Raw genomic sequence first — 13,412 nt, 5'->3', positions numbered from 1 at the left:
ACACCTGTCTGGATTTTCTGGGCAGGTGTTTCTATTTTCTAATGATTTATCTTTGTTTCTATTTCTTGATGAAGTTTGGTATTTTCTTTTACCAAAGATTCTGCTTTGAAATAAAAGTACACTGCCAAAATTAAAAATATCTTGGACAACACAAATACAGCAATAAAGGCTGGGCGCCAAAACTTATGTACTTTAATATGCGTATTGTTGTATTCTACCTCTAGATAACTAGGCTCCTCTTTAGGTTTTTCTTGATGATGTCCCCCTTGCTCAGTAAATTCCCATTTTTTTAAGTCATTCGTTTCTTCTTTATATTTCAATCTATCACGAATAACAGGAGGGGGTGGTACAGCCTGTACCATAAAATGCTGATTTATTGTAACGCTCAGTTGGCTTAGTGCATCAGCAATTTCTGGAAATTCATAAGCATATTGTTCTACCTGCTGTTGCTCGGACTCATTAGCCACGCCCAACAGATATGCTTCCAGAACACCACTTTCTATGTATGTTTGCGTATTCAATTTAGTTCAAAATTAGGATTAACGAAATAGTCTAAAATACTCGTTGAAAGCCTTTAATACTCTTTCTCTTGAAATGTTGAGTTTTTCGGCAATCACTTCAGGCATTAAGCCTTGTCTAAACGATAAGTCAAACACTAGTTTTGGAATGGCGTCTTCCGAAACTAGGTTTTCGTTAATAGGAGGCGATGTAGAACTAGCATATTTTGTCTTATATTCTACAGCCTTAGCTCTTGCATTACGTATAATACAAATAGTTTTGTTCACCACATTTTCATTGCACCCTTGCAAGGATACAGAACTAAACAGTGATACTAGCACCTCTTGTGCTAGTTGTTCATTGGGAAGAATTTGAAGGATTACCCCGTAGGCTAATGCTCCATACTGATCATACAATGCCAGATGATCAGAGTAAATACTTGGCTTTTTCCCCAATAGATTATTGTCTGACGGCTCCAATATACTCATTTGGTTTGATGAATTTTACCCTAAGGGAAATTATTAAAAGGTAATAAAATGACCATGATGGCCAATATATTATAACAATTTGGTTTATAGATAATCTAAGTAAAGCTAAGTATTATGCCTTGGGTTTCCAAATTTTATAGAGCTTTTCCAGTGGTTTTGCAGACTCATTCTAACCAAAATCAATGTCTGTATCTACACTTAAGAATTTTTAACACAAAGTATCAAATATTTTCTTCAACTTTGTGTTATTATAAAGTATACGTACAAAATTGTACCTAATTGAGTGTCAATTATTGACCTATTTTTTACATATTCAAACAAATTATACATTCATGAAAAAGGCTTTACTCGTAAGTTTACTACTGGGAGGTGCAAGCACAGGCACAATTGCTCAGTCCGTGGATGATTCAAAGCCATTGACTATCACACCTCAAGTATCTATTGAACAGTTTAACTGGATTGAAAATTACACGACAGGAAAAGCAGGAATAAAGTTTGAGCTAAAACCTTCCAACAAACTTAATATTAACCTTGACTTGGGTGCTTATAAGGATATTAATAAACCCTATGCTACTCAGTCGAATGGAAATACTTTTAGCATCAATTTTAGTGATTATAAAACTACTCCACCCTACACGGCCAATATCAATCCATTGTATAATCAGCCTAAGGCTAGTTTATCAGGCTTTTATGCAAATATCGATGCTGGTGTGCCGTTTAAGCTTAGCGATAGTACTAATATTAGTATAGAACCCTTTATTGGTTTAGAAGGTAAAATGTGGAGCCGTGCATTGATTTACGGTCAAGAGGGAGAACAAACCGTTTTTGAGGAAAAATATAAGTTTCTATCTCCTACTCTCGGTGCTAAGTTAAACTATACAACCAAATCGAAAGTAAAGTTGACTTTAAGAATAGGAGTAAGTTATCCAGCTATATCAAAACTTAAGACAGATGAAAAAAATCTTACCGCTCCAAATACAGAATTTAATCTGTCCAAACACTTATCTCCTTCAATAGAGGCCGCAGCAAAGATAAAGAAGCTCACCATAAAGATTCGGTATGAAAGACTTAACTTAGGTTCTACAGATTCTTTAAAAGGCATAACACAGCCTTCTACCAAAGCCAACGTAACAGGATTCTCAATTGGATATGATTTTTAACCTGACTTTGAATTTTAGCTTTTGACAAAGTGCTAAATTTTATATTTTTAGTCAACAAAAAAGGGAGCTTTCAGCTCCCTTTTTTGTTGATGATATAGAATATTCACCTAGAAATTTCTTTCTCCTGCTTCTCTCTTACCTAACATTACAGCACCTACCATTGCTACAAAAAACAAGATTGATACTAACTCAAAAGGAAGAAGATAGTTACGATATAAAATCTGACCTAAGTTCTCAACCATACCTGTTTGAGAGTTATAAAAGGCATTATCGGCCCCAGTACCTAAATTGATTTTGCGTGTTGCCGCAATAAAGATAACTAATACTGTACCGCCAACAACAGCACCTGCCAACTTGGTTAGGTTGGTTTTTGAATCAGGGGAGTTTCGTCGTAGATCGAGCATCATGATTACAAACAAGAACAATACCATAATAGCACCCGCATAAACGATGATATTAACGGCCATCAAGAACTGTGCATTTAGCAATACATAGTGTCCTGAAATACAAAAGAACGTAAACACCAAATACAATACACTGTGAATTGGGTTTTTGGAAAGTACAACCATCAACGCACTAATTAACGTAAGGGCTGTAAGAAAGTACCAAAATTGCATATTTTTCGAATTTAAACAGGTACAAAATACCTTCAGCTGTTAAATCTATAAATGTTTCTTATTTCCAACCATCACGTAGATAACGGTCATCCATTTTCTCTACGAGTTTATCTTTACCGAAAATCACTTCGTTACGATCGTTGAAAACAGGTACCATTTTGTCATGGCGTAAGAAAATAGCTTCCTTAGGGCAAGCTTCTTCGCAAAGTCCACAGAAAATACAACGTAGCATATTGATTTCATATACTTTAGCGTATTTTTCTTCACGATACAAAGTCTCTTCTCCTTTTTTACGTTCTTCGGCTACCATAGAGATTGCTTCAGCAGGACAAGCTACGGCACAAAGGCCGCAAGCTGTACAACGCTCTGCTCCATTTTGATCTCTTTTCAAGATATGGTGCCCACGAAATACAGGGCCTAAATATCTTTTTTGCTCAGGATAACGAATCGTTACTGGCTTTTGGAAGAAGTGCTTGAGGGTAGTCATCATCCCACCTGCAATCGCTGGCAAATAAATACGCTCTGCTAGCGTCAATTCTTCTTGTTCTAATACTTTCGTTCTATTACTTAATTTCATACCAAGTCAGTAAAAGTTGGGATATTGAAGGCTATTGGGGATTAACGAGCCAATGCTGTTTTCTTTTTCTTTCCTCCAGCAATCGAGTGATAAATAAACAAACCTACAATCAATACAGGAATACCTGCGATTGCAACACCAATTGAAGCCCAGCTTGACAAGTTAAATTCAGCTGGCAACAAAATGATAAGACCAGTCCATACTACATTGAACATAGCAATTGGAATCAAACCTGTCCAGCCTAAATTCATCAGTTGGTCATAACGGAAACGTGGCAATGTCCAACGCACCCACATAAACACAAATACAAAGAATAATGCTTTTCCGATTAATGCACCGAAACCAATGAGGTTTGCAACGTTTTCGCCAAATGAATTTACTACAGTTTCATAGAATGGATAGTCATAACCTCCAAAATACAAAGTAGCCATTACTGCACCTGAAACAAACATGTTGATATATTCTGCAAACAAATAGAAACCTAATTTCATTGAAGAATACTCTGTATGATAACCACCAATCAATTCAGTTTCACATTCTGGTAAGTCAAATGGAGTACGATTACACTCTGCAAAAGCACAAATGATGAAAAGAATAAACCCCACTGGTTGGTAAAGGATATTCCAGTGTCCGTTTTGTTGTGCTTCAACGATTGCTTTGGTTGACAAAGAACCCGTCATCATCAAGATAGAGATGATTGAAAGACCCATTGCTAATTCGTAAGAGATATTTTGAGACGCCGCACGGATAGCACCCAATAAAGAGTACTTGTTGTTAGAAGCCCAACCCCCTACTAAGATACCATAAACGCCAAGTGATACGATACCAAATACCCACAAAATACCAATATTTACATCGATACCTTGCAAGTCAAATTTTACGCCATTTCCTAAGTCAATAGTATCGCCAAACGGAATTACAGCAGAAGTCATAAGTGCTGTAAACATTGACAAACATGGGCCTAGAATAAAGAGCCATTTACTTGAATTAGCAGGAATAAAATCTTCTTTCATAAACATCTTTACAGCATCGGCAAGAGGCTGTAAGATACCAAATGGTCCCGCTCTATCTGGACCAACACGGTCTTGAAAGAAGGCAGCAAAAATACGCTCGAAATAAGTAGAGTACGCTGCTACGCCCAAGGTGATAGCAAAGATAACACCTACATATATGGCTTTTGCGGTAAATACTGTGGATGTAAGTTCCATGAATATACAATATTAGTGCTATTGACTACTGTTGACAGTAGCGACAAAAATTATTTCAACTGCTTTTGTGGTTCCAAAAATGAACGATCACGATTATCGTCAATTTGCTTATACTGTTCAGCAGCTTGTTTCAATGGGAAAGCAGGTTTAATAGAGCTTGCACCATATTTATTCGCTGAAATCACAGAATGACGAGCTACTTTCATTGGGCCTTCGATAGTCCAATCAGAAGTTTTCTTACGTTCAAAACGACAAGTGTTACAGATAAAGTCTTGTACTTCACCCCACTCATTTTTACGAGCAGTTACACGAATTACTTCATCGCCACGATACCACAAAGTTACTTTACCCGAGCACTTGCCACAATCACAGTGAGCATCTACTGGCTTAGTAAACCATACACGGTTTTTGAAACGATACGTTTTATCAGTCAAAGCACCTACTGGACAAACATCAATCACGTTTCCTGAAAAATCGTTATCAATAGCTTTCTCGATATAAGTACTAATCTCGGCATGGTCACCACGGTGCATTACCCCATGAACACGTCCTTCAGTAACTTGATCTGCTGTGTACACGCAACGATAGCAAAGTACACAACGGTTCATATTCAATTGAATGTATGGACCCAAATCCTGAGGTTCGAAAGTATTGCGTTCTTCGATAGTACGAGTTTTTGAAACACCGTGTTCGAAAGTAAAATCTTGTAAGTGACACTCTCCAGCTTGGTCACACACAGGACAATCAAGAGGGTGATTCAACAACAAGAATTCAACTACGCCTTTACGAGCTTCAAGTACTTGTGGACTGGTAGTATTTTCTACAATCATACCATCCTGTACTTGAGTAATACAAGAAGGTACTAATTTTGGCATTGGACGAGGGTCTTTTTCAGAACCCGCAGTTACTTTCACCAAACAAGCACGGCATTTACCACCAGAACCTTTGAGTGGTTCGTAGTAACACATCGCTGGAGGGGCAACATGCGCACCAATTTGACGAGCAGCCTGCATAATGGTGGTACCCGGTTCTACCTCAATAGTGATGTTATCAATAGTTACTTTCATTGTTCTCTTATTTGAAGATTTGAAAATTTGAAGGTTTTACCCTAAATAATCAAATTTTAAAAGACTTATTAATAGAAAAATATGGGTAAATCTTACAATGTCCAACTAGCGCCTTCACGCATAAACACCGCACCTGGCTTGGTAGCCTCTTCTGGGTGTTTTACGTGCCACTCAAACTCGTCACGGAAGTGACGAATAGCTGCTGCCACAGGCCATGCAGCGGCATCTCCTAATGGACAAATAGTATTTCCTTCGATTTTCTTTGCAACATCAACCAACAAATCAATGTCTTCCATACGACCTTTTCCATGCTCAATACGATGAATTACTTTATCCATCCAGCCTGTACCTTCACGACATGGTGAACACTGTCCACAAGATTCATGATGATAAAAACGAGCAAATGTTAATGTATTATGTACGATACAAGTAGTTTCGTCCATTACGATAAAACCACCTGACCCCAACATTGTACCTGTAGCAAAACCGCCATCAGACAATGATTCATAAGTCATCAAACGATTTTCACCGTTGGTCGTTTTCAAGATTAATTCTGCTGGTAAGATTGGTACTGACGAACCTCCAGCTACAACAGCCTTGAGCTTGTGTCCATCACGAATACCACCACACCATTCGTCAGAATAGATAAAATCTTCTACGGTAATACCTAATGGGATTTCATAAACACCTGGTTTACGTACGTGTCCAGATACCGAAATCAATTTAGTACCTGCACTACGACCTACACCAATTTTTGCATATTCTTCACCACCATTGTTTACAATCCATGAAGTAGCCGCAATAGATTCTACGTTATTCACTACAGTTGGGCATTGGTACAACCCTTTTACCGCAGGAAAAGGAGGCTTATTACGTGGATTACCACGTTTACCTTCCAAAGACTCAAGCAAAGCGGTTTCCTCGCCACAGATATATGCACCACCACCTGGTTGTACAAAAAGGTCGAGGTCATACCCTGAGCCTAAGATATTTTTACCTAATAATCCTTTGTCATAAGCTTCTTGAATAGCTTTTTCAAGGATATTAATCACATACATCAACTCACCACGCACATAGATGTATGATGTGTTTGCACCCAAAGCATAAGAAGATACAATCATACCTTCAATTAAGGTATGTGGAGACTTCATCATCAAATAGTGGTCTTTGAACGTACCAGGCTCTGATTCGTCGGCATTACAAACCAAATAGCGAGGAACACCCTCTGGTTTGGCCAAAAAAGACCATTTCATTCCTACAGGGAAACCTGCACCTCCACGACCACGCAAACCTGACTTTTTCACTTCTTCAGTTACTTCATCTGGCGCCATTGTCTTGATGGCTTTTTCTACCGCTGAATATCCACCATGCTGACGATAAACGTCGATAGTTTCAATACCAGGTACATCAATATGTTGGGTTAATATTTTCATGTGATTAAAAAATACATTAAAGCATGAAATGTTATTTTCAAGAAAAGCAGGAAGAGTTTATTCAATCCAATCTTTTCCTTGTGAAATAATATCTTCTTGTGCCAAATTTGCAGGGTTTGCATATATTGCTACCCCATTATAATAGCTTGTTTGAGACACATCTTTGGTTTCTGCACGGTGCTTAGGTTGGGCTTGCACTGTTGAGTAATGGCAAACGAACGACTTACGTGTCATTTCAGCATTATTGATACGGCTTCCACCATGTGCTAATGCTCCGTGCCAAATCAAAATATCTCCTTTTTTAATCAAAAGTACTTTCTTTTGAATTCCGAACTTGGCACATATTTTATCCAAATATTTACCAAATTGATCAGGGCTAAACAGCGACAAACCGTGTTTGTACAAAATACCTGTTACTCCAAAATGAAACTTCGGCAATTTATGAGAGCCAGGATAATAGAACAAAGGTCCAGAATCAGGGTGTACATCTTCTAAGGGAATCCAAGCAGCAGCTAAATGGCTCGGAACACCCGATGTAACCCAAGGATAATCCTGATGTGTACTTTGTTGGCTACTATACTTAAATACCAGACTTTGAAAAGCCGTAAGATCGTTGTCTAATACTGCTCTTAAAAACGCCACAATATTAGGGTGAGTCATCACTTTTTTAGCTCCAATAGAAGCACTATGATAATCGTTGATACGAGCCCCAATATCTTTCAGCTTTTCTTTAGGAATATCTTTTAGTTTGGCGTCTTTGGTATTATTAAACTGGTAAACTAAAGCCGTCAAATCATATTTTTCATGATTCTCGATTGTGTCTTCAACTTCATTCCAAAGGTTATCTAACCATTGGGTTGGCAAAACATTTTCGAGCACCACGTAACCATTTTCTCTCCAGAATGCTAGCTTTTCTTTTAAATCAAAAGGTAATTCTTCTTTGATTTGAACTTTTTCAATTACTTGTTCTAATGAAACATCCTTATCTACTAGTGGTAATGTTTCGCTATCAAAATCTCTTGGTCCTTGAGGCGCAACATAATGTCTAATTTGGTGATAAGGTCTTCTAAAGGTATTTTTCAAAAAAGCTATCATTAGGTAGAGGAATTAAGTATCAAATGGTTTATTATGATTATTTTGAAAGCTCTTCGATAATAGCATCTACCTTCTCTGTAGTAAGATTCATATAGTATTTTTCACGAATCTGAAATACAGGGCCCCAACCACATGCAGCAAGACATTCTACCTCTTTTACTGTAAATTTACCATCTGATGAAGTGCCACCCGTATCGACCCCTAATTTTTTCTTTAAATGGTCGTATACTTCACCTCCACCCATTAGGCAACAAGGTCCTGTACGGCAGTATTCAATTACGTGTTCGCCTACGGGTTCGAGGTGGAACATCGTATAAAATGTAGCTACTTCATAAACCTCAATGGGTTTGATATTTAACAAGCCAGCTACATAATCCATTACTTCAGAACTCAACCAACGCCACTCTGCCTGCGCTAAGTGTAGGATGGGGAGAAGTGCTGACTTTTGTTTACCTTCTGGATAACGTTTGATGATTTTGTGTACCCTCTCCAACGTATCTGCTGGAAACTGAACGGTTTGTGTGTTCGTCATGTTCGGTATTAGTATTTCGGAAGGAGTATTACAAAATACCCCTTTTCGCTTCTAACTAAATATTTCTTCTATAACTATTGGGTCAATTTTAGGAGAAAAGGATTAAGACTAGGTATCCAATTCACCAGCAATCACGTTCATAGATGACATCGTAATGATAGCATCAGAAAGTGTTGAGCCTTTAATCATTTCAGGGAAAGCCTGATAATAAATGAAGCAAGGGCGACGGAATTTCAAACGGTAAGGAGTGCGCCCACCATCAGAAACTAAATAAAAACCTAATTCGCCATTACCTCCTTCTACAGAATGATAAACCTCGCCAACTGGAGCGTCAATTTCACCCATCACAATCTTAAAGTGATAGATTAATGCTTCCATGTTGTTATAAACTTCTTGTTTTGGAGGCAAATAATAATGAGGAGCATCAGCATGATAAGGTCCTTCGGGAAGGTTATCCATTGCCTGCTGAATGATACGTAAACTTTGCCACATTTCTTCGCCACGAACCAAGAAGCGGTCATAGGTATCACCAGTTGTACCTACTGGGATTTCAAACTCGAAGTCTTCGTAAGAAGAGTAAGGGTTCATCACACGTACGTCGTAGTCTACACCTGTCGCACGTAGGTTTGGCCCTGTGAAGCCATAATTTAAAGCTCTTTCAGAAGAGATAGCACCTACTCCTGTAGTTCTATCCATGAAAATACGGTTACGCTTAACCAAACTTTCAAACTCTCTAAGACCTTTAGGAAATTCACTTAAGAAATGTTTGATTTTACGAATAGCTTCGGCAGAGAAGTCGCGCTCCATACCACCAAAACGTCCCATGTTGGTAGTCAAACGAGCACCACATAGTTCTTCGTAAATTTCATATATATGCTCTCTCCACTGCATTACGTACAAGAACCCAGTCATGGCTCCAGTATCTACAGCTAGCACGGAATTACAAATAATGTGGTCAGCAATACGAGCCAACTCCATCATAATCACACGCATATATTGTGCTCTTTTAGGCACATCAATACCCAACAGCTTTTCTACAGTCATGTGCCAACCCATATTATTGATTGGAGACGAGCAGTAGTTCATACGGTCGGTAAGCGTTGTAATTTGATAAAAAGGACGACGCTCAGCAATTTTTTCAAACGCACGGTGGATATACCCTACCGTTTGTTCAGAATCGATGATTGTCTCCCCATCCATGGTAAGGATATTCTGGAAAATACCATGGGTTGCAGGGTGAGTAGGACCAAGGTTGAGAGTGGTCAACTCATTGACATATTTTTTGTTTTCTTCTGATTTGTCGATTCCTACGTTAGGATTCGACACTAAAGCAACATCTGACATATTTCGCTTGAGTGAATGAGCTACCGAGTAGCAACCCGATAGTTATCGATTATTATCTTCCAAATAAAGCATCAATCTTATCTTGACGAGTAGCATCCTCCATTGGATACTCTTTGCGCATAGGATGATAGTCCATATCTTCCACATTCAAAATGCGAATAAGATTGGGATGTCCTTCAAAAATAAGACCATAAAAATCGAATGCCTCGCGCTCCATCCAGTTGGCCGTAGCATAAAGCCCTGTGATAGTTGGCACTTTAGGAGACTCAATAGGAACGTACAATTTTATTATTAGTCGTACATTATTTTCGAGACTATGTAAGTGATAGATGACACCTAATTCCTGACCTACAGCATCGGGGAAGTGAATACCTGCTAAATCGGTAAGAAATTGAAACTTGAAAGTGGGATGTTGATATAAATAATGCAAAAGAGGTACAATAGTATCTACAGATGTAGTTACGTTCAAAAGACCGTAATTTTCCATGATTCCGTAAATTTTATCCTCTCCGAATTTCGCTACTAAGTCTTGAGCAATTTGTTCGTTTGTCATTGTAAACGCTGAAATGATAGACTAATGAAAAAGGGATATTTAGTTATAATTTTTGCTTTATAACTATTCAATACCATAAGAAGACAACAATGCCTTATATTCAGGGGATTCTCTTCTTCTTCTTTGTTCTGATTTAGCTAGCTCCTGAATTTCCATAAAGCCATCAAGGATTTGTTCTGGACGAGGAGGGCATCCTGGCACATACACATCGACAGGAATAATGCGGTCGATACCTTGTAAAACAGAGTAAGTATCAAACACACCACCAGACGAAGCACAAGCACCAACAGCGATTACCCAACGAGGCTCGGCCATTTGAAGATACACTTGTTTTACAACTGGAGCCATTTTTTTAGCAATGGTACCCATTACCATCAAAACGTCGGCTTGACGTGCTGAGAAAGAAAGACGTTCTGCACCAAAACGAGCTAAGTCATAGTGCGAAGCCATGGTTGCCATAAATTCGATACCACAACATGAGGTAGCAAATGGTAAAGGCCAAAGGGAGTTTGCTCTCGCCAAACCAACCAAGTCATCTAGTTTTCCAGCGAAGAATCCTTGACCTTCTAGTCCCTGTGGGGCATCTACTGTCTTTATTATTCTATCACTCATTGTCTTATTCAATTAATAATATTTGATGTCTTACTACCTAACTAGTTGTTGAGGCAGAAGGTTTTATAGAGAAAGAGGCTTTGAGAATTATTTTTCCCAGTCAAGCACTCCTTTTTTCAGTACATAAATAAAGCCTGCTAATAGAAGACTCATGAATACAATCATTTCCAAGAAGCCGTCCCATCCCAAAGTCTTGAAATTTACAGCCCAAGGATACATAAAGATAATCTCTACGTCGAAAAGCACAAACAAGATTGCAACAAGGAAATACTTTACAGAAATTGGCGTACGAGCATTTCCAACTGACTCGATACCACATTCAAAAACATCATCTTTGGCTTTGCTATGTCTTTTTGGACCTAACCAGTGAGTTGCCACCATTGTCAATACGATGAATGCAAGTGCTGCCCCTATTTGGACAATAATCGGAAGGTAGTCTGATGGTTGATAGTTCATTTCTTTGTCTTTAAGTTTTGAAATTTGCCTACAACGGCTCTTCTCTCTCGGTGCTTTTAGTCAAAATATTCTGAATGAGAGACTTGTGTTTTGCTCGTTGCTAGATTCATTTTGCTATTACACCTTTTAAAGGGTCACCTAGCAACAATTTCAGAAATCAAGTCGCAATTTACTGATAAAAATTTACATGAAGTGTTTTTTTTACCTGAAAAAGCTAGGGAATTATTGTGCTTAAGCATGATTACTTAGATGTTTTTCAGGATTTTCGCTAATTCAGAATGATTCTAAATTAGACAACAACTTTTGTTTACATTGAATTAATATCTGCCTTTCTTTCCCAAAATATTAGAATCTGAAGCCTATTGTTCCGTTTGATTTTGCAAAGCATCTGGCTGTTTGACAATAGGAGCATTTTTGGTTAAAATGCTGTTGATAATTTCTTGAAAATATTGTCCATTCTGAGGACCGTACCAATTCATCACACGAGTCTCGTATCTATTCAAATCATAATGGCTGTCTTCGGTAATGTACCCTACATAACTTCCATCAAAACTAGTAACAATAAGATTTAGATGCTGATTTTGTGCAGTTTTGAGAACATCTGGCATCAATTCGCCACTGAAATCACAAGGAGTACCTACAAAAATCGTATTACCCAACTGGAAAACCTTCATTTCGGCTTGATATTCTCCAAAAAATGTTTGAAATACCCAAGGACGAAAACGTAGGTCTTGCGACACTCGTACCTGTGGGTCACGCATCGATAATGGAATCACCGAAGCATGAAGGTTATCCACAAGCCCTGTTTTAATTTGTGGACTAACTTTAGCAATTTTTTGATAAAGACCATCAGCCACACGGTTGAGTTGAGCGTAATCATCTTTCATCTCCTCTCCTATTGGGCCTGTACTGCCAACAGAGCCAGCCATAAACATCGCAAAATTGGCTTGGTCTTTTTCAAGCTTATCCACCAAGACCCCAGGGTAATCTCTTGACAAAACCATTTTATCGGCATTGAGCGTAGTAGCATGTGCCGAATACACACAAATCAAGGCGTTTTGTCCATTGTCTTTATGAATTTTCAATAAACGTAAAGTCGGGTCTACCGTACCTTTTTCATGAACCAATCTATTGAACACCAACTCTGGGGCGTCTATTTGTCCATAGCCGATTTCGGCGGCAGTGGTGTTAGCATCAGCCAATTGGATAGCCTTGACAATTTTATTAGCGATATCCTCCACTACTTCAGGATGGTATTTTCCTGCAAATAATTCTCCAATAGCATTTTTACCCCATGCACCTATGCTATTATGCGTATGTGTAGCGCCTATAAACACGTGCTCCCATGAAAAGCCAATTTTACCAAGTTTATCTTGCAAGCTTAAACGTACTTCTGGTGGAATAATAAGCATATCGCAAGAAACCATCGCAAACTTACGACCATTATCAAACACCATTGCTCGCACATAGATAGAGTCATGTACGCTCTGATAAGGTTTGCCATCATGATTGCCGTATCCTGCCGTAGCCAATGGTTGTGAAGGGGTTAGATTTACTTTTGCCCAACCTACATATACCGAATCATACTGTGGGTCGGTATCGGGTGCATAATTAGCCAACCAGTTTTGCATTTGAGCATAAAATTCGGTCTGGTGCAATTCTGTTCTATCAACCGTCGTAAAAGTCCCAATGACAGCTATTAGAATTAGCGCCAATAAGCCTAAAATAATATTTCTAAAAACCTTCATAAGTAGTTGTGATTAAACCAATAA

Annotated in this window: 15 protein-coding genes; 1 reads left to right on the top strand and 14 read right to left on the bottom strand. The window is 38.4% G+C overall.

Going from position 1 to position 13,412, the window contains the following annotated elements; all coding sequences use genetic code 11:
* Positions 1 to 38: 38 nt before the first annotated feature.
* Positions 39 to 521, bottom strand: coding sequence for a hypothetical protein (locus QM491_RS08395; RefSeq protein WP_283327052.1), 483 nt, complete (start codon positions 519 to 521; stop codon positions 39 to 41).
* Between the two features lie 18 nt (positions 522 to 539).
* Positions 540 to 986, bottom strand: coding sequence for a hypothetical protein (locus QM491_RS08390; protein WP_283327051.1), 447 nt, complete (start codon positions 984 to 986; stop codon positions 540 to 542).
* 332 nt (positions 987 to 1,318) lie between these two features.
* Here QM491_RS08390 and QM491_RS08385 point away from each other — a divergent pair, with 332 nt between their 5' ends.
* Positions 1,319 to 2,146 carry a hypothetical protein gene (locus QM491_RS08385; protein WP_283327050.1) on the top strand — a complete coding sequence of 276 codons (828 nt, stop codon included), beginning with the start codon at positions 1,319 to 1,321 and terminating at the stop codon, positions 2,144 to 2,146.
* A 107-nt stretch (positions 2,147 to 2,253) separates the two neighbouring features.
* On the opposite strand, the gene QM491_RS08380 is transcribed toward QM491_RS08385, so the two are convergent.
* The 12 genes from QM491_RS08380 to QM491_RS08325 form a co-directional block, all read right to left on the bottom strand.
* On the bottom strand, positions 2,254 to 2,763 hold the full coding sequence (locus tag QM491_RS08380; RefSeq protein WP_283327049.1) for an NADH-quinone oxidoreductase subunit J family protein: 510 nt from the start codon (positions 2,761 to 2,763) through the stop codon (positions 2,254 to 2,256).
* 58 nt (positions 2,764 to 2,821) lie between these two features.
* Entirely contained in the window at positions 2,822 to 3,340 is a 519-nt protein-coding gene (locus QM491_RS08375; RefSeq protein ID WP_283327048.1) for a NuoI/complex I 23 kDa subunit family protein, read from the bottom strand.
* Positions 3,341 to 3,381: 41 nt separating this feature from the next.
* On the bottom strand, positions 3,382 to 4,548 hold the full coding sequence (gene nuoH, locus QM491_RS08370) for an NADH-quinone oxidoreductase subunit NuoH (RefSeq protein ID WP_283327047.1): 1,167 nt from the start codon (positions 4,546 to 4,548) through the stop codon (positions 3,382 to 3,384).
* Positions 4,549 to 4,598: 50 nt separating this feature from the next.
* Positions 4,599 to 5,615, bottom strand: coding sequence for an NADH-quinone oxidoreductase subunit G (locus QM491_RS08365; RefSeq protein ID WP_166551711.1), 1,017 nt, complete (start codon positions 5,613 to 5,615; stop codon positions 4,599 to 4,601).
* Between the two features lie 92 nt (positions 5,616 to 5,707).
* A complete protein-coding gene (gene nuoF, locus QM491_RS08360; RefSeq protein ID WP_283327046.1) occupies positions 5,708 to 7,048 on the bottom strand; it encodes an NADH-quinone oxidoreductase subunit NuoF in 1,341 nt (446 codons plus the stop codon).
* A 57-nt stretch (positions 7,049 to 7,105) separates the two neighbouring features.
* Positions 7,106 to 8,143 (bottom strand): phytanoyl-CoA dioxygenase family protein, encoded by a 1,038-nt coding sequence (locus tag QM491_RS08355; RefSeq protein WP_283327045.1) that lies wholly within the window; start codon positions 8,141 to 8,143, stop codon positions 7,106 to 7,108.
* Between the two features lie 37 nt (positions 8,144 to 8,180).
* On the bottom strand, positions 8,181 to 8,675 hold the full coding sequence (locus tag QM491_RS08350) for an NADH-quinone oxidoreductase subunit NuoE family protein (protein WP_283327044.1): 495 nt from the start codon (positions 8,673 to 8,675) through the stop codon (positions 8,181 to 8,183).
* 108 nt (positions 8,676 to 8,783) lie between these two features.
* Positions 8,784 to 10,019 (bottom strand): NADH dehydrogenase (quinone) subunit D, encoded by a 1,236-nt coding sequence (gene nuoD, locus QM491_RS08345; RefSeq protein ID WP_283327043.1) that lies wholly within the window; start codon positions 10,017 to 10,019, stop codon positions 8,784 to 8,786.
* A gap of 52 nt (positions 10,020 to 10,071) precedes the next feature.
* Entirely contained in the window at positions 10,072 to 10,572 is a 501-nt protein-coding gene (locus QM491_RS08340) for an NADH-quinone oxidoreductase subunit C (RefSeq protein ID WP_283327042.1), read from the bottom strand.
* A gap of 63 nt (positions 10,573 to 10,635) precedes the next feature.
* Positions 10,636 to 11,184, bottom strand: coding sequence for an NADH-quinone oxidoreductase subunit B (locus tag QM491_RS08335; protein WP_095161392.1), 549 nt, complete (start codon positions 11,182 to 11,184; stop codon positions 10,636 to 10,638).
* 87 nt (positions 11,185 to 11,271) lie between these two features.
* Positions 11,272 to 11,640: an NADH-quinone oxidoreductase subunit A gene (locus tag QM491_RS08330; RefSeq protein WP_283327041.1), complete on the bottom strand. Its 369-nt coding sequence runs from the start codon at positions 11,638 to 11,640 to the stop codon at positions 11,272 to 11,274.
* A 359-nt stretch (positions 11,641 to 11,999) separates the two neighbouring features.
* Positions 12,000 to 13,388: a neutral/alkaline non-lysosomal ceramidase N-terminal domain-containing protein gene (locus QM491_RS08325; protein ID WP_283327040.1), complete on the bottom strand. Its 1,389-nt coding sequence runs from the start codon at positions 13,386 to 13,388 to the stop codon at positions 12,000 to 12,002.
* Positions 13,389 to 13,412 lie beyond the last annotated feature (24 nt).

Origin of the sequence: Flectobacillus longus, assembly GCF_030056705.1 — a bacterium.
GTDB lineage: Bacteria > Bacteroidota > Bacteroidia > Cytophagales > Spirosomataceae > Flectobacillus > Flectobacillus longus.
This window is presented reverse-complemented; position numbering and strand designations above follow the sequence as displayed.

What these genes read in the sequence shown, in the direction of transcription:
- QM491_RS08390 (WP_283327051.1), bottom strand. Translation starts at nt 986, where the DNA reads ATGAGTATATTGGAGCCGTCAGACAATAATCTATTGGGGAAAAAGCCA.
- QM491_RS08385 (WP_283327050.1), top strand. Translation starts at nt 1,319, where the DNA reads ATGAAAAAGGCTTTACTCGTAAGTTTACTACTGGGAGGTGCAAGCACA.
- QM491_RS08380 (WP_283327049.1), bottom strand. Translation starts at nt 2,763, where the DNA reads ATGCAATTTTGGTACTTTCTTACAGCCCTTACGTTAATTAGTGCGTTG.
- QM491_RS08375 (WP_283327048.1), bottom strand. Translation starts at nt 3,340, where the DNA reads ATGAAATTAAGTAATAGAACGAAAGTATTAGAACAAGAAGAATTGACG.
- nuoH (WP_283327047.1), bottom strand. Translation starts at nt 4,548, where the DNA reads ATGGAACTTACATCCACAGTATTTACCGCAAAAGCCATATATGTAGGT.
- QM491_RS08365 (WP_166551711.1), bottom strand. Translation starts at nt 5,615, where the DNA reads ATGAAAGTAACTATTGATAACATCACTATTGAGGTAGAACCGGGTACC.
- nuoF (WP_283327046.1), bottom strand. Translation starts at nt 7,048, where the DNA reads ATGAAAATATTAACCCAACATATTGATGTACCTGGTATTGAAACTATC.
- QM491_RS08355 (WP_283327045.1), bottom strand. Translation starts at nt 8,143, where the DNA reads ATGATAGCTTTTTTGAAAAATACCTTTAGAAGACCTTATCACCAAATT.
- QM491_RS08350 (WP_283327044.1), bottom strand. Translation starts at nt 8,675, where the DNA reads ATGACGAACACACAAACCGTTCAGTTTCCAGCAGATACGTTGGAGAGG.
- nuoD (WP_283327043.1), bottom strand. Translation starts at nt 10,019, where the DNA reads ATGTCAGATGTTGCTTTAGTGTCGAATCCTAACGTAGGAATCGACAAA.
- QM491_RS08340 (WP_283327042.1), bottom strand. Translation starts at nt 10,572, where the DNA reads ATGACAAACGAACAAATTGCTCAAGACTTAGTAGCGAAATTCGGAGAG.
- QM491_RS08335 (WP_095161392.1), bottom strand. Translation starts at nt 11,184, where the DNA reads ATGAGTGATAGAATAATAAAGACAGTAGATGCCCCACAGGGACTAGAA.
- QM491_RS08330 (WP_283327041.1), bottom strand. Translation starts at nt 11,640, where the DNA reads ATGAACTATCAACCATCAGACTACCTTCCGATTATTGTCCAAATAGGG.
- QM491_RS08325 (WP_283327040.1), bottom strand. Translation starts at nt 13,388, where the DNA reads ATGAAGGTTTTTAGAAATATTATTTTAGGCTTATTGGCGCTAATTCTA.